This window comes from Mycetocola sp. Y444 (assembly GCF_059445295.1).
Genome location: NZ_JCAIUB010000001.1, coordinates 803,928 through 820,678, shown reverse-complemented (window position 1 = coordinate 820,678; position 16,751 = coordinate 803,928). Strand labels below are relative to the sequence as shown.

Below are 16,751 nucleotides of genomic sequence, written 5' to 3'. Positions count from 1 at the left end.
AGCCACCTATGTTTTCAACCTCCAGACCCGTCAGGAGGATGCCGGTCGTATGCGCAAACTGCGGTCGCCCAGTCAGGACACAGGGCCCTTCCGCCGCTGACCAGCGCGGTTTACTCTCCCGGCATGAACCACGCAGTGAGTGTAATTTTTCGCGCGATCCCGCTCGCGATGATGGCAGTGTGCCTCGGTTTTGGCCTGTACGTGGCAACTGCAGGAGCGGCACCCGCGAATTTTGTTGCCGGCCGGGTGGTCATGTCCCTCGGCGTAATCTGCCTGTGCCTCTTTTGCACCGCCGCAACCATCATCCGCCAGTTGATCAACCGCTTCACGACGATCGATCGAATCGCGTACCCGACCATCGGCTATCTTGCCGCCGCGGCAACGGTCGTATACGGCATATCGCTCTTTCTTGGTGAACCGAGTACCGGCGTGAACGAGCGATTCATCGCCGGTCATGTTGTGTTCGGAGTCGGGCTCATCAGCGGCTGTATCGCAACCGTCGCGACGGCATCCACTAAGTTCTCGCTCATCCCGGTGAACTCACATGCGGCAGAAGACAGCACCGACGTTCCGCCAGCCGCGTTCCCGAAAGCCGCGGTCGTGGCGCTCGGCGCCATTCCGATCGTCCTGGCGGTAGTCGCATGGATCTTCTCGATCACGAACCTCATTCTCCCAACCACTCCCAGTCGGTTCACTGTCGGCCACGTGGTCGGCGGGCTCGCTTTGGTTTGCACGTGCCTGATCACTTTGGTCTTCAGCATCCTTCGCCAGGTCGAGAACTCGTACGCCCGCCGAGAGCGAATCGTCTGGCCCTCGATCGTCATAATCATGGGCTCCGTCAACCTCATCTGGGGAATTGTGTTGGTCGGGCTCCACAGCGAGCCCTACTTCTGGACACCCGGCTTCGTAATGATCGGCCTTGGCCTCGTCTGTTTCAGCATCCTCAGCAAGGTAGGCCTGCTTGCGCTCGTGTGGCGGCGGACGTTTGCACTCGCCAATCGGGTGCCCTTGATCCCGGTCGTCACGGCGCTGACGTGTCTCTTCCTGGCGGCGTTCCTGTTCCAGGCCGCCCTCGTCAACGCGAACGTCTTCATTGCAGCGCACGTCCTCGTCGGTTTGGGAGCAATCTGCTTCTCGCTCTACTCAATCGTCAGTATTTTGGAGAGCGGCACATCGTCCAGCAAGTGAGCCACAGGAGTCGGACAAGAGTCCCCACCTAACGCACGGTACGAGGTCCCCCGCCAGAACGGACCCGGCCAGGCGACCGCAGTCCCGGCACTGAAGAAGATGGGTGCCTGTGCTTGAATTGCTGAGCCGGAGCACTGCGCGCTGAGGACGCCTCAGCGTGAATCCGTTTCTGGGCTCTGAATAGTCAAATAGCGCGCATGCGCGCTGGAGGGACTGCATGACTATGCGTTCGCGACGGGTTCCGTCGGACGGCGTCGACGTGGGGAAGCTGCCGGAGGGCACCCGCGAGGCGGTGTCAGGTAAATCGAGCGCAGAGGAGACTCTTGATCTCGAAAAGCTCGACGTCAGCCCGGGACCGGGAGGCCCCGAGCCCCATCGGCGACTGTTCACGGCGTTCGCCGGGGCGATACTCTGCATCACCTTGATAGCCGGCACTGTTGCTGTCTACTCGGTGAGAAACACGATCGGGGCACTGATTGAAAACATCCCCGAGAGCACCGAGAGACCGCTCGTTGCACCTTCGCCAGTGGTGTCACCTGAGAACGCCCAACACGCTCCACTCGCCCCCGGACACGAGATGGAGGGAGCAACCTGGGTCAACCCTGCAGCAACCGACTACGTCGCCTGGGCGTTGAGCGCATACGACTTATCGCTTCCGGAACCTCACGGAATTGTGCTCGAGGAAGCCGCCACTCAACATGCGCAGGGGTGGCACGACACGATCCTGCGCGACTACGGCACCGAGGGAATCGTCGTGGAGGCGTCCGCCCAGAAGGGGTCCTGGGAACAAGCCGTTCAGTGCCTCTGGATTGAGGAATGGTTGGACGCAGACAAAGACTCGCAGCGGCGGTCAGACGCGGGCACAACTCTTATAGGCTCTCTGGAGTGGCCCAATCTGAGGTTCGGTGATGACCCTCAAGATCGCGGCCAAGCCGATTACTGGAAAAACGCGGCCGAAGTGTTCTCGCGCGCGGATCGCTCAGGAATCGAGCAGTTCGGATCCTCACGCCAGTGCGCCACGAGCCTGCAGCACATCGAAAGGTGAGCGCTGGCAACACTCCAGTCGTCCACGCCGACGAATATCGCAATTGCCACTGATCCCCGTTTTCTAGAGTGCGCACTCCACAGGCGTTAACGCCTTGAGAGCAGTGGTGTCGTTTCGGGCTAATGGCAGGACGACGTCCGCGTACCAAACATCGTAATCCGGAAAGTGAGCCTTGGTCCAAGGCAGCGAACCATAGGCTGCCAGCATCGCGATCCCCTCTGATGCAGCCTCACCGTCCCCACTTTCATATGCGTCGAGAATCGCCACCGACCAAGTGCACGCCCAGTAACTGACCGCCCTGCCTTCCACATAGCCTGCTTCGAACAGGGCAGTGGGATCGACCAGTTCCGAGGGCAGCGATTCCGGCCATGTATGGCCGTGGGCTAACTGATACGGGAGACTCGCTATAGCCTTGCGATAGGCAGACTCGCTCTCGCTTCCGTCGCTGAAGCGGGGGGTGGACCCAGCCGACAAGCCCGCCGCCCGGTCAACGATGGGCCCCGGTGCTTTTTCCGGAATACCCGCAGCCACCGCACCGACCGCGAGCCCGCCGAACAGCACGGCGAGAACTCCTGTGAGCGCGGCACGTGTCTTTTTGATGATCTCGTTATCCCTAGATGTGCAGCGTGCCGAACCAACGGTAGGAATGGTAGCCACATTTGCTGCCACCAGCGTTACCGGCAACCAACTGATAGGTGCCAGCAGGCATATGAATGATGTCGTTCAACGTCCGGGTGAACGTGCGCTTGGCGGGACCGGACAAGAAGGTGAGCGTATTTGTGTATTGGGTGCTCCCTCCTTGCAGTCGGAGGCCGATCTCATGTGCCCCTCCGCATGTGTCTCCGGTGTCTGTCCCGCTATAACTGAACTGAATGGGACCAGCGATGGCGTGGTAATGAGTTTCGCTGTACCACACCCTCGAGTCGTTCACCCGGACTGTGCCATCCACGGACTTGTCGAGAGCTTGGACAGATGACGGCACGAGCACAAGAGCGCCTGCGATCGCGACTGCCGTTGCCGTCCCGACCACCCTTGCCTCAGCCCTCGCCATCGGATGTGTATTCAAGAATTCTGCGGCACCATGAATACTCCACCGGAATCCACGAGGCTCCTTGGGACCCGTCACGTTTCGGTCATCCTCCTTCTTCGTCCCTGCTGTCGCAATCCGCTCACGCCGAGATCAGCGTAAGAACTATCAACACTGGACGGTATTCGACGAAGCGATTCCGCCGAGACTCAAGCTACCGGAACCGAGTCCGCGCCGTTCGCCCCTTACCCGCCCGGTTTCCGGAGTTCACCCGTGTTGCGAGCTAACCAATGATCGCTGTCGGCGGTCGACGGCCTAACGGGCGCACCCCACAGGCGGCGGGTCCTCCCCCCACGCGCCAGATTGCCTCGGAGTGCGGGAGTTGCACCTCACGTAGCGTTATGTGATTTGGTGTATTCACATCCCGCCCCACCGAGGAAAGCCCCGCTCATGCATTCGTCCTTTATCCCGCCGCGTCAGGTCATGATCGGTGACGCGGCTTCGTTCGTCGGCACCACGCCGCGGGCGATCCGTCACTACCACGAGATCGGCCTGCTCCCCGAGCCCGAGCGGGGCAATGACGACCGCCGCCGCTACGGTTACGAAGAAATGATCCGGCTCCTGTGGATCCGGAAGATGGCCGACGCCGGTATCGCCCTGGCCGACATCCGTGACGCCTTCGCTCACTCGGCTCCTGCTGGTGCCGGCAGCGACCTCGACGTCGGCAGTGTGCTTGAACGGTTGGAGAAAACCCTCGCTGCCCAGGAAGCGGAAGTGAAGCGGCAGCGGACTGCGGTGCAGCGCATGCGTACCCAAGGCGGCAGGATGGGGCTGCTCTCTGACTTCGTCGCCAGCCGCCTCACGAGCCTGCCCGATGGCTCCCTGCGGGAGGCGGACCTGGATAACCTGCTGGTCATGGAGCGGATCTTCGGCCCGCTCGGTGCGGCCGTCAACGCCGGGCGTTACATTGCACTGGCCACCCATCAGGGTCTGCGGGACGAATCCGACCGCGTGGATGCCGCCGAGGAGGCCCTCGACGACACGATCGCTGTCGACGACCCCCGCGTGGCACAGGTGGCTGCCGAGCGGCACGCCTTCGAACTGATGCTGGATGGCGTCATCGAGGAGTCCGGGCTGGCGCAGGAAAATGACGCACTCTTCGATTCCTGGGAGGCCTTGCACCACGCTACCGCTGATGAAGTTGAGGACGAGGCCGGCCAGGGCTCGGGCAGGGGGCAAGAGTCCATGAGCATAGTCGAAGCCATCGGAAAAATGCCATACGATTTCTCCCCGGCCCGCTTGCGTTGCATGGAACTGGCCGCAGAACTCGCCGCCCGCGAGTCTGCCGCTTCTTAGATCCTTCCCGTTGCGGAGCCCTCTAGTCACTCCAGACGCGCCAACACCTGCTCCTCGTGCTTTGACCCCACGGTCTCGTATCCGACGACGCCGACAAGCGGTGCGACCATGACGATCATCAGGCCCGTCCCTATGCTTGCCCCGGCCCAAACAACGATGAGTGATAACGCGAGAGTTATGACCATTCCCGCGAGAAGCACAAGGTGGAACGGGTCGAGAGCTCGCACTAAAAAGGCGTTGAGTGCGAAGATGACCAGGAGAAACACCAGCACGGGCACCGCCACCGACGCTACTGCGCCAACGGCGCTGATCCGCGCGTGTCCCTCGATGACATACGCGGCAACATGCAGCCCTGCACCGACCGCGGCGATTGACGTGAAGACCAGGATGTGTGCGTAACCCCACAGCGCCGCACGGGAGCGCTGTACGGCGAGCACCTGGGCTGAGGGAAGGGTGAAGTATGACCACCAGAGGCCGAAGGTCAAGCCGGTGCCGGCGACCACGATGAGCACGGCCTCCGACGTCCACTCGTCGTGCTGCACGATGGCCGATACCGAAGCGATCGTACCGAAAATCGCCTCGCCAAGAGCGATGATCACGAGCAGCCCGTGGCGCTCCGCGATATGAGCCGCGTGCCAGCCTTTGCCGCCGAACCTCCTGTCGACGGCAAAGGGGCCGCCGAAGTCTGTCACTACCGCGACGACCAGCACCAGGGCGACAATGGACGAAGGCATGGTGCGCAGGAGGTAGAACATTACCCACGCCAGTGACGAGACGAGGACCACTGCGGCGTTCGCGATGTTCGCGGCGCGGTGAGCGGCGTCCTGCCATGCCGCGCGCACCCACTGGGCGACCATGGCAATGCGCATGACCACATAACCGGCCACCATGATGCCGCTCTCCAGCGGCTCGCCCTCATCGATGGAGACGAAGAAGGCCGGAATACCCAGCGCGAGTACGAGCACGCCGACCATCTGCACCATGGTCATGATCCTGAAAAACCAGTCGTCGGTATCGTAGCCCGACGCCATCCAGCTGAACCCGATCCACGCCCAGCACACGGCGAGCATCGACAACACGAAGCCGGTGAGCGCGGACAACACATGGCCCTCTGCGAGGTAGTGTGCCAACTGGTCGGCGGCCTGGCCGAATGCCACAACAAAGGTGAGGTCGAACAGAAGCTCAAGCGGAGTGGCCCCGCGGTGCACCTGGTCGGGGTCGCGCGCCGTCATGCGGCGCAGACGGTGGTTCAGTGGACCTGACGACTGGGGCCGGGCGGTAGTCATGCGAGATACTGTGGCACAGCTGGGGTTACCGTCCTAGCAAAATCTACCCGGCTGGACCGAACACATCGGCGGCAAGAGAGGGTTCTCACGCTGTGCCAGCCTCGGTCACCACCGAGCTCAGGTAGAACCTCGTCCGAGCGTCATGGGAACTAATCGCCGCACGCGAACGGCCGATTGGGTCAGGAACAGCCAACACGTTCTCCTTCACTGGACGGCCCGCCAATGCATCACTCCGGCCGGCCGCGTTGTCCGATCAGTGCTGCCATCGCCGCCGCCGACGTTACTCGCGTGCCGTTCCGGCAACCAGACCCTCCCGAGCCCGGGCACCAACAGGACCCCCTCTGTCGCGTCGGTCGGAGTTAGAATCCGGTCGTGTTCGCGACGACAGATTCCGGCAGGGATCGTTTCGACCTCGCCGAGAGCCTGGACCGGAGGTTGCGTCGCGGGTGCGCCCCGAGGACAACGATCAGCGAGGTAGATCGCCGATCAGCGCGTGATAGTAGGGCGGACGGGACTTGAACCCGTGACCGACGGATTATGAGTCCGCTGCTCTAACCAGCTGAGCTACCGCCCCTGATGGTGTCTAGTTGTCTGACACCTGGATGGGAATCGCCTCGGTGACCGGGTCGGTCACCGACTGTCCACGATACATGCTCTCGAACGTCGAGAGCGTGCGCTGGATGTCGTGCGCCTTGATCATGCGCAACGATTCGCGCTTCATCGATGTCATCTTCTCGGGTGACGCGGTGAGGACATCCGTCAACCGCGCAGCGAGCTCCGAAACGTTACCCGGTTCGAACAGGTAGCCGTTGACATCGTTGTGCACGAGGTGCGGCAGCGCCATCGCATTCGCCGCGACAACCGGAAGCGCGGATGCCATGGCCTCCATCGTCACGATGCTCTGCAGTTCCGCAATCGACGGCATCGCGAGCAACGTTGCGCGGGTGTAGGTTTCGCGCAGTTCTTCGTCACTCACATAACCGGTGAAGATGACCCGGTCATCGAGCCCCAGCGATGTTGTCAGCGTCTCGAGGTTGCGCTTCTGGTCTCCCCCGCCGACGATCTCGAGTTTCGCATCGAGTGCGGGGTCGAGGGTCGCGAACGCTTTGATCAGGACGTCGATCTGCTTCTCGCCGGTGACCCGGCCGACGAACACAATGCGGTTCTCGGTCCGTGGCTCGAAGCTCGGCGTGTACATCTGCGCGTCGATTCCACAGGAGATCGCGTGAACCCCGGTCAGGCCGGTGTACTTCTCCAGGAAGTCCGCCGCCCGGCGCGTTGGCGTTGTGACCTCTTCAGCCAGGAGGAGGTTGCCGCGGGCCAGCTTCCAGGCCCAGCGCACGAGCGACTCACGGAAGCGATGAGGCAACAACGTGAACTCGAGAGCGTTCTCGGGCATCAGGTGGTTGGTGGCGATGATCCGGATGCCACGCTTGGCGCCCTGGTTCGACAACCCGCGCCCGACGAGGGCGTAGGACTGAGAGTGAATGACATCGGGCTTAACGGCGTCGATGATCTGTGCGGCGTCTTTGTTCAGACGCCACGGGAGGGCGAACCGCAGCCAGTCGTGCGGATACCAACGCCAGCTCTTGACCCGGTGGACGACCATCTGCTGACCCTCGTGGGTCTCCGTCCACGTGCCGTGCTTCCTGGACGCGGCTGGAGCAACCACGTGGACCTCGTGTCCGCGCGCAACCATGCCGGCGGCGAGGCGCTCAGAGAACCGGGCAGCGCCGTTGACGTCGGGAGCAAAGGTGTCCGCGCCGATGATGATTCGGAGCGGACGGCTATCCTCGTGGGGCTGGTCGGTTGACCCGGCGTTTGTCGAGTGAACTGATTCTGGCACTGTGGGGATTCCTCCGTCATCGGCCGGAGATGATCACCCCGACCACATCCTCTGGCGGGGGCCGCCGGGGATCAATCGCTCTCATACTATCGGGCACCCAGCGCGTGTTGCCGGACAAGGCTGGCGTGCCGCTGGGCATGCCGCCGACACCGGGAGTGTATTCCTGTCGATTGGCGCCCCGCTGGATCGTCATCTCTGTAGCGGCGCGCCAGCTGCGGCGTTAGCCTGACCACCCAGCAGAAAGGTAAGACCATGCGATACGCACTTCTCCTGAACAACCCTGAGCCGGCCGACGTCGGCATCACCGAGGCGGACATGGAACCGGCAATGGCCGCATTCGACGCATACGCAAAGTCCCTCTCGGATGCCGGCGCGCTCATCGGCGTCGACATCCTCCAGCCGGTCGCGTCCTCCACGACTGTCACCCTCCGCAACGGTGCGCTGCAGGTGCAGGACGGACCGTTTGCGGATACGCGCGAAAAGCTCAACGGCGTTTTCGTCATCGATGTCGCCGACCTGGATGCCGCCATCGCCTGGGCCGAAAAGTGCCCGGCCGCCCAGTACGGTGTGATCGAGGTCCGACCCACCGCCCTGTACTTCGCGGAGGGGCAGTGGCAGAACGCGGCCTGATGGTCGCGGAGGTGGCCGAGCAGGTCGCCCGGGATTCCCACGGGCGACTGCTCGCACTCCTCGCGGCACGAAGCGGGGACATCTTCGCCGCGGAAGACGCGCTCGCCGACGCACTGGAGAGGGCGCTACTCAACTGGCCGGATACCGGGGTGCCGAGGAACCCCGAGGGCTGGATCTTCCAGGTGGCACGCAACAGGCTGCGGGACCACTTTCACTCAGCCGCCCAGCGGAGGTCTGTCCCGCTTGAGAACGCCGACACTGCCGAGGACAGTTCGGACGACGTTGACCTCGACGCGATCCCGGACAAACGACTGGCGCTCCTCTTTACCTGTGCGCATCCGGCCATCGACCGCGCCATCCGCACACCGCTCATGCTTCAGACGGTTCTCGGCCTCGACGCCGAGCGTGTTGCGGGCGCATACGCCACCCCGCGCCACACAATGGCTCAGCGCCTCGTTCGTGCCAAACGTCGCATCCGGGATGCCGGGATCCCGTTTCGTGTACCCGATCGCTCGGAGATGGCCGGGCGGCTTCCCGCGGTGCTCGAGGCCATTTACGGTGCCTACGCGATCGACTGGCAGGTCGTCTCGGGAACCACCATCAGGGGTTCGCTCTCGACCGAGGCGGTGAACCTCGCGGAGATCCTCGCCGAGCTCCTCCCGGACGAACCGGAGGCGCTCGGCCTCGCAGCCCTGCTCTGGTTGAGCATCTCGCGCACGGGAGCGCGGACCCTCCCGGACGGGACCCTGGTGCCGCTTGACGAGCAGGACACCGCGGTGTGGGATGCCGCCGCAATCGCCCGTGGTGAGGCATACCTGTCGCGGGCGCACAGGCTCGGCGCACCCGGGCGCTTCCAGATTGAAGTGGCGATCCAGTCGGTGCACTGCGCGAGGGCCAGCACGGGCACGACCGACCTGCGCGCACTTCGCACCCTCTCCGAAGCCCTCGTGACCGTCGCGCCAACGCTCGGAGCCCGGGTCGCACTCGCCGCGGTCATCGGCCAGGATGACGGACCGACGGCGGGCCTCGACGCTCTCGACGCGATCGCGGAGGCTGGCGTTTCGCGGTTCCAGCCCGCGTGGGCCGTTCGGGCCCACCTTCTCGCCCAGGCCGGTCGGGGTTCGGAAGCGATCGCCGCCTACGAGAGGGCGATCTCACTCACGACGGACGCACCCACCCGTGCGTGGCTTCGCGACCGCGCTGATGCGGTCCGCGCCGATGCGGTCCGCGCCGATGCGGTCCGCGCCGATGCGGTCCGCGCCGATGAGGCATCCGGTGACTGAAATCTACGCCTGCACCTGCGGGTGGTGCCTGGCCAGCTGGAACACTCCCCAGACCGCGATTGCACCGGCGACGGCAAACCCGATAACGGCCCAGAGCGGCGCGCCGCTTGCCTCGTCGAGGACGACGATGCCGATCGCGACTGCGACCATTGGGTCGACGACGGTGAGCCCGGCGATGACGAGGTCAGGCGGCCCAGAAGAGTACGCGGTCTGCACGAAGTACGCGCCGAGGCCAGCGGCAACGAGAAGGCCGACGACACACAGGACGGTCAGCCAGTCGAAGTTCTCGTGAACTATGCGGTTGATGACGACTTTCGCGAGCGTCGCGACGAAACCGTAGATGATTCCCGCGGCGAGGATGTAGAACAGCGCCTTGGCGCGCTTGCGGAAGAACAGGAACCCGAGCGTCAGGAGGATGAGCACCACACCGAGCATGATGAGGATCGTGATGAGATCGACGTTGGACACCGGCTTCTCACCGCCGACGAGCGCCGCGATCGTCACAAACAGAGCGACGCCGGCCACACAGGCGGAGATCGCAATCACACTCGGGCGGTTGAGGCTCATTTTGTAAATGCGCGCGTTGAGAATCGCGGTGATCACGAGGGCGATGGCGCCGAGCGGCTGAACGAGAATCAGCGGCGAAAAGGCAAGAGCGCTGAGCTGGAACGCAATGGCGAACCCGAGCATGAGTGTGCCGAGAACCCATGACGGTCGGGTGAGCAGAAGCTTCAGCTGGCTGAAGTTGAGTCCGGTAGTCGCATCGACACCGCTCGACGATTCGACCTTGGTCACACCGCGGTGCTGGAACTGCGCGCCGAGCGACATGAAGACTGCGCCGACGATGGCGAGCGGGATGCCGATGAGCTGGCTCGGGTTGCGAACAAACTCGCTCGTCAGGTCGCTGAAGTCGTTGTTCGCAAACATCACGTTGTGAGCCTACAACGGGCGGCTCTTGGTTAGGCTCAACGAATGGCCATTCTCCCCATCCGTATCACCGGTGACCCCGCCCTGCACTCCCCCGCCGAACCCGTGACGGTTTTCGATGACTCACTTCGGCAGCTCGTCAGCGACATGTTCGAGACGATGGATGCCGCTCCCGGCGTCGGACTCGCGGCGCCGCAGGTCGGTGTTCCCCTGCGTCTGTTCGTGTACGGCTACGACACCGACGAGGTCGGGCCCTGGCGTGGTGTCGTGATCAATCCCGAGTTGTGGATCACTCCCCCTCCTGCGGGAGAGCCCGACGAGGACGAAGAGTCAGAGGGATGCCTGTCGTTCCCCGGCGAGAGATTCCCCCTCCGGCGCGGCGAGGAAGCGATCCTCACCGGAGTCGACCTCGAGCAGAACCCGGTTGAGTTGAGGGTCAGCGGCTGGCACGCGAGGATCCTCCAGCACGAGTACGACCATCTCGACGGATACCTGTATGTCGACCGCCTCGGCCGTCACGACCGCAAGATCGTGGCGAAGATCACGAAAAAGATGGGCTGGGGCGTACCCGGCGTGAGCTGGATGCCGGGCGTGGACGACCTCGACGCCTGAACCAGCACTTCCGACAAAGGCGCCGCTCGCAGGAACTCTGCGGACGGCGCCTTTTTTGTGCCCCGACGAGGATCGCGACCGATACGACAGCCGGTCGACCGCCATCCGGGATCCCGCATCCGGCATCCGGCATCCGCGATCCGGCATCCGGGCAAGAAAAAAGGCCACAGGGGTGGAGCCCTTGTGGCCTTTTCGCTCCTCGACTTGGACTCGAACCAAGAACCTACCGGTTAACAGCCGATTGCTCTGCCAATTGAGCTATCGAGGATCATTGCGTTGCGTAGCTACTTTACCAAAGCTTTGCGAAACACAAAATCGAGACGGTCACCTCGGGCGAGTCTTGTCGCCGTCGCGCTGCCCGGTTGCCTCGGCGAAGCCCGCCAGGAACGGGTGCGCGCCTTCGCCCAACAGCTCATCGATGGGCGCGAGACCAACGATTCGACCCGCGTGCAACGCAGCGACCCGCCGTGTGGTGTGCCTGAGCAGGGCGAGATCGTGGCTGACGAGGATCGCGGAAAAGCTTCCCTCAACCCGGAGCCGTTCAATGAGTTCGCTGATCGAACCGCGTACCGTCACATCAATGCCGGCGGTCGGCTCGTCGGCGATCAACACGCGTGGGGCGAGCACGAGCGACCTCGCTATCGCGACCCGCTGCCGCTGGCCGCTGGAGAGCTCGAACGGGTACTTGTCGAGCACAGCGAGGGGCAACTGCACCTGGTCGAGCATCGTGGCGACCCGGAGGCCCACCGCCTTGGCGTCGTACCGGCGGTCGCGAGCCAGGATCGGCGCTCCGACGAGCTCGGCGACGGTCAGCTCCGGCGCAAGCCGCGCGGCGGCATCCTGGGGCAGGTACGCGACGTTGAAGGTCAGCCGAGCCAGCTCCCTGCGACGGATGCCGCGAAGCGCGTGACCGAGGACGCGTGCCTCTCCCCCGGAGATCACCGGGGCCGGATCGGTTCCGCGCGCACTGGTCAGGTCACCGGCGAGCACCCGGGCGAGTGTCGACTTGCCCGACCCCGATTCGCCGATGATTCCGATGACCTCATCATTGGCAACAGTGAGGCTGACTCCGTCGACCGCGCGGTGCGCCACGCTTGCCCGGTGCGCCGGATAGTCGACGGTCAGATCGTCGACGATGACTGCCGCATCGCCTGTGTTTGCCGGGGAACTCATGGTTACATCCTGCCTTAAGGCGTGTGGATCGCGAACCCGCTAGCCCTCGCGGAGGCTCCGTCGTTCGCCCTCGATGGCCATCAGTTGCGCCTGGAGGGCGCGGTAGCCTTCGCGCTCCTTCGGGTCGACGCGCTGCAGTCGTCCGAGCAGTTCGTGGGACTGCCTGAGCAGTTCCCGGTCGATGAGGGCGACGGTGATTTCACGAACGTACGCGGTCAGGTCGCGCTCCGATCGCTCCGGAATCGGTGCGACGGCAAGCTGCTGCACGATGCCCGTCATCGGGGTCGGCGCCATCTCGGTGACGCGGGTGAACCAGGCATCCGTGCCGAAGGCATCCATGCTCGCCGCAATCGCATCCCGGACGATTGCGAGCGTCGGGTTCACAAAGGTTGTGAGCATTGCCCGCTGGACGAGCTCGCGCCCGGCGAGGGCCGGATGCTGCAGGATCGCCATCAGCGCATCCCGCTCAAGTCGTGTGGCCGGGTCGCGGGGCAGATCGCGGATCGACGCGGGGCGTTCGGCGACGACTCCGTCGGCTCCGGCCTGGCGCGATCCGTTGTCCTGTGACGTGCCGAGGGCGCCGCGCGATGCGCGGGAGACGGCGGCCTGCACCTCGGGCAGGTCGACGCCGAGGTGCCGGGCCAGCACACGGGTGTACCCGGGCCGAAGTGACGGGTCGCGGATGTCGGCGATGACAGGGGCGGATGCCCGCAGCGCGCCGACCCTGCCCTCAACGGTTTCGAGGTCGAAGCTCGCGAGGGTCTGCCGAATCACGAACTCGAACATCGGCTCTTTATTGTCGACGAGCCTCCGCACCGCGTCGTCGCCGCGGTTGAGCCGCAGGTCGCACGGGTCGAGCCCGTCGGGTGCGACAGCGACATAGGTCTGGGCAGAGAAGCGGCGCTCTTCGGCGAACGCGCGCATTGCGGCCTTCTGGCCGGCGGCATCCGGGTCGAAGGTGAAGATCACTTCGCCGTTCGCTGTGTCGTCGCCCATCACGCGCCGGAGCGTCTTGATGTGGTCGACGCCGAACGAGGTGCCACAGGTCGCGACGGCAGTGGTGATTCCCGCGAGGTGGCACGCCATGACGTCGGTGTATCCCTCGACGACCACGACGCGGTGGCTGCGGGACACGTCACGCTTGGCGAGATCGAGCCCGTAGAGCACCTGGGCCTTGTGGTAGACGGGTGTCTCAGGCGTGTTGAGGTACTTGGGTCCTTTGTCGTCGTCGAGCAGCTTGCGCGCACCGAAGCCGACGGTCTGGCCGGTGACATCGCGAATGGGCCAGATCAGCCGACCACGGAACCTGTCGTACACGCCGCGGTCGCCCTGGGAGACGAGCCCGGCCGTCGTGATCTCCTCGACGCTGAAACCCTTGGAACGAAGGTGTTTGGTCAGGGCGTCCCAGCTCTTCGGCGCGAAACCGACGCCGAACCGCGCTGCGGCGATGTGGTCGAAGCCGCGTTCGCCGAGGAACCGGCGGCCGGGATCTGCTCCTGGCGTCGTGAGCTGCTCCTGGAAGAACGCCTCCGCCGCCGCGTTTGCGGCGAGCAGCCGTGCCCGGTTGGTGGAGTCGCTCGGTGCGCCGTCGCCATCTTCGTAGGTGAGGGTGAAGCCGACCCGCTGTGCCAGCCGCTCGACGGCATCCGCGAAGCTGACGTGGTCCATCTTCTGCAGGAACGAGATGGCGTCGCCGGACTCACCACAGCCGAAGCAGTGGTAGAAACCGAGCTGCGGGCGCACGTGGAAGCTGGGGCTGCGCTCATCGTGGAACGGGCAGAGGCCCTTGAGCGAGCCGACGCCGGCTGACTTGAGGCTGACGTGATCACCGACGATATCGGCGATGTTCGTGCGCGACTTGACCTCTTCGATGTCGCTTGAACGAATACGGCCGGCCATCCGTCTATCCTACCGATCGGGCCTGGCCGAAACGCTCCTCAACAGGCACGGTTCAGTGCCTGCCAACGGTGAGTCGTTCGTGCCACGCGAGGGCGGACTGGTCGGTGAGGCTCGCCACCTGGTCGACGATGACCCTCTTGCGGGCAGCATCGTCGGATGCCGCGGCCCAGTCATCGGCGAACCCGCGGTCGAGCGATTCGGGTCCAGCCGCATAGAGCTGGTCGGCGAGGTCGGTGAGCAGGCCGCGCTGCTTGCGGTAGATCGGCTGGCGCGAGTCGCTCGACATCACGAACGCCGCGACGACGCCCTTGAGCACGGCGATCTCGGCCTGCACGTCGTGCGGGACGACGACGGACGCGCTGAACCGGATGACGCTCTCCTGCGGGTACGCCTCGCGGGTTGCCTTGGTCGCCGACTGCGCGAAGTGGCCGATCATCTGGCTCGTGAAGTTCTTGAGCTTGCCGAGGTCGCGCCGCGACCCGTCCCAGCTCGACACCCAGAGCGGGTGGGCAGCCAGGCGATCGAAGGCCTGAGCCATGTCGTCGAGGGTGAAGTCGGCGCCCGCCCACTCCTGCACAGCGGCGATGAGCGAGTCGTGTCCGGCCCTCGCGCTGAGAAACGCCGGGTCGATGTACTCGTTCACAATGGCGTCTTCGAAGTCGTGCACCGAGTAGGCGATGTCGTCGGAGAGGTCCATCACTTCGCTCTCAATGCAGCGCTGGCGCGGCGGCGCACCCTGGCGCAGCCAGACGAAGGCGTCGCTGTCGTCGTCGAAGAAACCGTACTTCGCGCGTCCGCCCGGATCGATAACCGCCTGGGCGGCGGGCCACGGGTACTTGCAGCTCGCGTCGAGGCTCGCCCGGGTGAGGTTCAGCCCGTAGGAGTGCCCGTCGGGTCCGAAGACCTTCGGTTCGAGCCTGGTGAGTATCCGCAGGGTCTGGGCGTTGCCCTCGAAGCCGCCGATGTCTTCGGCCCAGATGTTGAGCGCACGTTCACCGTTGTGGCCGAACGGCGGGTGGCCGAGGTCGTGGGCGAGGCAGGCGGTGTCCACGACGTCGGGTTCGAGACCGAGGCTGGTGGCGAGTTCGCGGCCGACCTGGGCCACCTCGAGCGAGTGGGTGAGTCGGTTGCGGGCGAAGTCGAGTCCGGCCGCCGGGCTCAGCACCTGGGTCTTCGCGGCGAGGCGCCGGAGTCCGCTCGAGTGCAGCAGGCGCGCGCGGTCGCGGGCGAAGTCGCTGCGCCTCGAGGAGTGCTCTTCGGGCAGCGCCCGTTCGGTGTCGTGTTCCGAGTACTGACCCGGCGTCGGCGCGCTATCCGCCACTGGTGTCGCTCTCGGTCTCGGTCAGCGTGCCACGTCCGACGCTGTCCAGCGTCCGCGAGTTGAGCCAGCCGTCGGGCAGCACCGTGCGCTTCGGTGAGCCGGCGCGACCGCGCTGGCCCTCGGCGTCGGCACCCGGGTACGGCAGTGTCCAGTCGAGCGTCGCGAGCAGTTCGTCGAGTTGCTCGAGCGACTCGACAGTGGCGAGGCGGGCACGGAGGTCGCCGCCAACCGGGTACCCCTTGAAGTACCAGGCGACGTGCTTACGGATGTCGCGGCATCCGCGTTCTTCACTCTCAAAGAATTCGGCGAGCAGCTCGGCGTGGCGACGGAAAGTGGACGCCACCTGGCCGAGGCTGGGCGTGAACCGCTGGTCGCTGCCGCTGAACGCCGCGGCGAGGTCGCCGAAGAGCCAGGGCCTGCCGAGGCAGCCGCGACCGACGACGACGCCATCGCAGCCGGTCTCTGCCATCATCCGCAGGGCGTCTTCGCCCGACCAGATGTCGCCGTTGCCGAGGACGGGGACGCTCGTCACCGTCTCCTTGAGCTTGGTAATCGCAGACCAGTCAGCGTGACCGGAGTAGAACTCGCTCGCCGTGCGGGCGTGGAGGGCGATGCTTGCCACTCCGGCGCCCTCGGCGGCTTTGCCCGCCTCGAGGTAGGTGAGGTGGTCGGCGTCGATGCCCTTCCGCATCTTCACCGTGAGCGGGATGTCGCCGGCCGCCTTCACGGCGCCCTCGACGATGTCACGGAACAGGTCCTGCTTCCACGGCAGCGCGCTTCCGCCGCCCTTGCGGGTGACCTTGGGCACCGGGCAGCCGAAGTTGAGGTCGATGTGGTCGGCGCGGTCTTCGGCGACGAGGATCGTGACGGCCTCCGAGACGGTCTTCGGGTCGACGCCGTAAAGCTGGATGCTGCGCGTCGTCTCCGACTCGTGGTGGTTGATCAGCCGCATGGTCTCCTTATTGCGCTCGACGAGCGCGCGGGAGGTGATCATCTCGCTGACGTACAACCCGGCGCCGAACTCGCGGCAGAGCCGGCGGAACGCGGTGTTGGTGATCCCGGCCATGGGCGCGAGAACGACCGGCACGTCGAGCTCGAGAGAGCCGATCGACAGTGCCGGGGTGTGGCTTATCGTTGGGGAAACAGACATGTCCTTCA

Annotated in this window: 14 protein-coding genes and 2 tRNA genes; 6 read left to right on the top strand and 10 right to left on the bottom strand. The window is 64.8% G+C overall.

Annotated elements, in window-relative coordinates; translation table 11 throughout:
- The first annotated feature begins 123 nt into the window (after window positions 1-123).
- Both AC1C2M_RS03915 and AC1C2M_RS03910 read left to right on the top strand, forming a co-directional pair.
- Window positions 124-1,188, top strand: coding sequence for a DUF2776 family protein (locus AC1C2M_RS03915; RefSeq protein WP_483404274.1), 1,065 nt, complete (start codon window positions 124-126; stop codon window positions 1,186-1,188).
- A 217-nt stretch (window positions 1,189-1,405) separates the two neighbouring features.
- On the top strand, window positions 1,406-2,233 hold the full coding sequence (locus tag AC1C2M_RS03910; protein WP_495435331.1) for a hypothetical protein: 828 nt from the start codon (window positions 1,406-1,408) through the stop codon (window positions 2,231-2,233).
- A gap of 63 nt (window positions 2,234-2,296) precedes the next feature.
- On the opposite strand, the gene AC1C2M_RS03905 is transcribed toward AC1C2M_RS03910, so the two are convergent.
- Entirely contained in the window at window positions 2,297-2,890 is a 594-nt protein-coding gene (locus AC1C2M_RS03905) for a hypothetical protein (RefSeq protein ID WP_495435330.1), read from the bottom strand.
- Between the two features lie 853 nt (window positions 2,891-3,743).
- Here AC1C2M_RS03905 and AC1C2M_RS03900 point away from each other — a divergent pair.
- On the top strand, window positions 3,744-4,616 hold the full coding sequence (locus tag AC1C2M_RS03900) for a MerR family transcriptional regulator (RefSeq protein ID WP_495434071.1): 873 nt from the start codon (window positions 3,744-3,746) through the stop codon (window positions 4,614-4,616).
- A 26-nt stretch (window positions 4,617-4,642) separates the two neighbouring features.
- Here the strand turns inward: AC1C2M_RS03900 and AC1C2M_RS03895 are convergent, their stop codons facing one another.
- The 3 genes from AC1C2M_RS03895 to AC1C2M_RS03885 form a co-directional block, all read right to left on the bottom strand.
- Entirely contained in the window at window positions 4,643-5,902 is a 1,260-nt protein-coding gene (locus AC1C2M_RS03895) for a low temperature requirement protein A (protein WP_495435329.1), read from the bottom strand.
- Between the two features lie 500 nt (window positions 5,903-6,402).
- A tRNA-Ile gene (locus AC1C2M_RS03890) sits at window positions 6,403-6,476 on the bottom strand.
- Window positions 6,477-6,485: 9 nt separating this feature from the next.
- Window positions 6,486-7,748 (bottom strand): glycosyltransferase, encoded by a 1,263-nt coding sequence (locus AC1C2M_RS03885; protein ID WP_495435328.1) that lies wholly within the window; start codon window positions 7,746-7,748, stop codon window positions 6,486-6,488.
- Window positions 7,749-8,000: 252 nt separating this feature from the next.
- On the opposite strand from AC1C2M_RS03885, the gene AC1C2M_RS03880 reads away from it, so the two are divergent.
- Complete coding sequence (locus tag AC1C2M_RS03880) at window positions 8,001-8,378, top strand: YciI family protein (RefSeq protein WP_495435327.1); 378 nt, start codon at window positions 8,001-8,003, stop codon at window positions 8,376-8,378.
- Window positions 8,360-9,661, top strand: a complete 1,302-nt coding sequence (locus tag AC1C2M_RS03875; protein ID WP_495435326.1) for an RNA polymerase sigma factor — start codon at window positions 8,360-8,362, stop codon at window positions 9,659-9,661. The genes AC1C2M_RS03880 and AC1C2M_RS03875 overlap by 19 nt, the downstream gene beginning before the upstream one ends.
- Before the next feature lie 3 nt (window positions 9,662-9,664).
- Here AC1C2M_RS03875 and AC1C2M_RS03870 read toward each other — a convergent pair whose 3' ends face one another.
- Window positions 9,665-10,588, bottom strand: a complete 924-nt coding sequence (locus AC1C2M_RS03870) for a DMT family transporter (protein WP_483404963.1) — start codon at window positions 10,586-10,588, stop codon at window positions 9,665-9,667.
- Between the two features lie 45 nt (window positions 10,589-10,633).
- Between AC1C2M_RS03870 and def the strand changes: the two genes are divergently transcribed.
- Entirely contained in the window at window positions 10,634-11,200 is a 567-nt protein-coding gene (def, locus tag AC1C2M_RS03865; protein WP_495434077.1) for a peptide deformylase, read from the top strand.
- A gap of 195 nt (window positions 11,201-11,395) precedes the next feature.
- Here the strand turns inward: def and AC1C2M_RS03860 are convergent.
- The 5 genes from AC1C2M_RS03860 to dusB all read right to left on the bottom strand — a co-directional run bounded on the left by AC1C2M_RS03860 (window position 11,396) and on the right by dusB (window position 16,743).
- A tRNA-Asn gene (locus tag AC1C2M_RS03860) sits at window positions 11,396-11,468 on the bottom strand.
- Between the two features lie 56 nt (window positions 11,469-11,524).
- Entirely contained in the window at window positions 11,525-12,373 is an 849-nt protein-coding gene (locus AC1C2M_RS03855; RefSeq protein WP_495435325.1) for an ATP-binding cassette domain-containing protein, read from the bottom strand.
- 39 nt (window positions 12,374-12,412) lie between these two features.
- The gene (dnaG, locus tag AC1C2M_RS03850; protein ID WP_483404293.1) at window positions 12,413-14,272 is read right to left on the bottom strand and encodes a DNA primase; all 1,860 of its coding nucleotides are present in this window, start codon (window positions 14,270-14,272) and stop codon (window positions 12,413-12,415) included.
- Window positions 14,273-14,324: 52 nt separating this feature from the next.
- Window positions 14,325-15,593, bottom strand: a complete 1,269-nt coding sequence (locus AC1C2M_RS03845; protein ID WP_495435324.1) for a deoxyguanosinetriphosphate triphosphohydrolase — start codon at window positions 15,591-15,593, stop codon at window positions 14,325-14,327.
- Entirely contained in the window at window positions 15,583-16,743 is a 1,161-nt protein-coding gene (gene dusB / locus AC1C2M_RS03840) for a tRNA dihydrouridine synthase DusB (RefSeq protein WP_495435323.1), read from the bottom strand. Before dusB ends, AC1C2M_RS03845 begins: the two co-directional genes overlap by 11 nt.
- Window positions 16,744-16,751: the final 8 nt, after the last annotated feature.

Excerpts from the sequence above, each read along its gene's own strand:
- AC1C2M_RS03915 (WP_483404274.1), top strand. The coding sequence starts at position 124 with ATGAACCACGCAGTGAGTGTAATTTTTCGCGCGATCCCGCTCGCGATG.
- AC1C2M_RS03910 (WP_495435331.1), top strand. The coding sequence starts at position 1,406 with ATGACTATGCGTTCGCGACGGGTTCCGTCGGACGGCGTCGACGTGGGG.
- AC1C2M_RS03900 (WP_495434071.1), top strand. The coding sequence starts at position 3,744 with ATGATCGGTGACGCGGCTTCGTTCGTCGGCACCACGCCGCGGGCGATC.
- AC1C2M_RS03895 (WP_495435329.1), bottom strand. The coding sequence starts at position 5,902 with ATGACTACCGCCCGGCCCCAGTCGTCAGGTCCACTGAACCACCGTCTG.
- AC1C2M_RS03880 (WP_495435327.1), top strand. The coding sequence starts at position 8,001 with ATGCGATACGCACTTCTCCTGAACAACCCTGAGCCGGCCGACGTCGGC.
- AC1C2M_RS03870 (WP_483404963.1), bottom strand. The coding sequence starts at position 10,588 with ATGTTTGCGAACAACGACTTCAGCGACCTGACGAGCGAGTTTGTTCGC.
- def (WP_495434077.1), top strand. The coding sequence starts at position 10,634 with ATGGCCATTCTCCCCATCCGTATCACCGGTGACCCCGCCCTGCACTCC.
- AC1C2M_RS03855 (WP_495435325.1), bottom strand. The coding sequence starts at position 12,373 with ATGAGTTCCCCGGCAAACACAGGCGATGCGGCAGTCATCGTCGACGAT.
- dnaG (WP_483404293.1), bottom strand. The coding sequence starts at position 14,272 with ATGGCCGGCCGTATTCGTTCAAGCGACATCGAAGAGGTCAAGTCGCGC.
- dusB (WP_495435323.1), bottom strand. The coding sequence starts at position 16,743 with ATGTCTGTTTCCCCAACGATAAGCCACACCCCGGCACTGTCGATCGGC.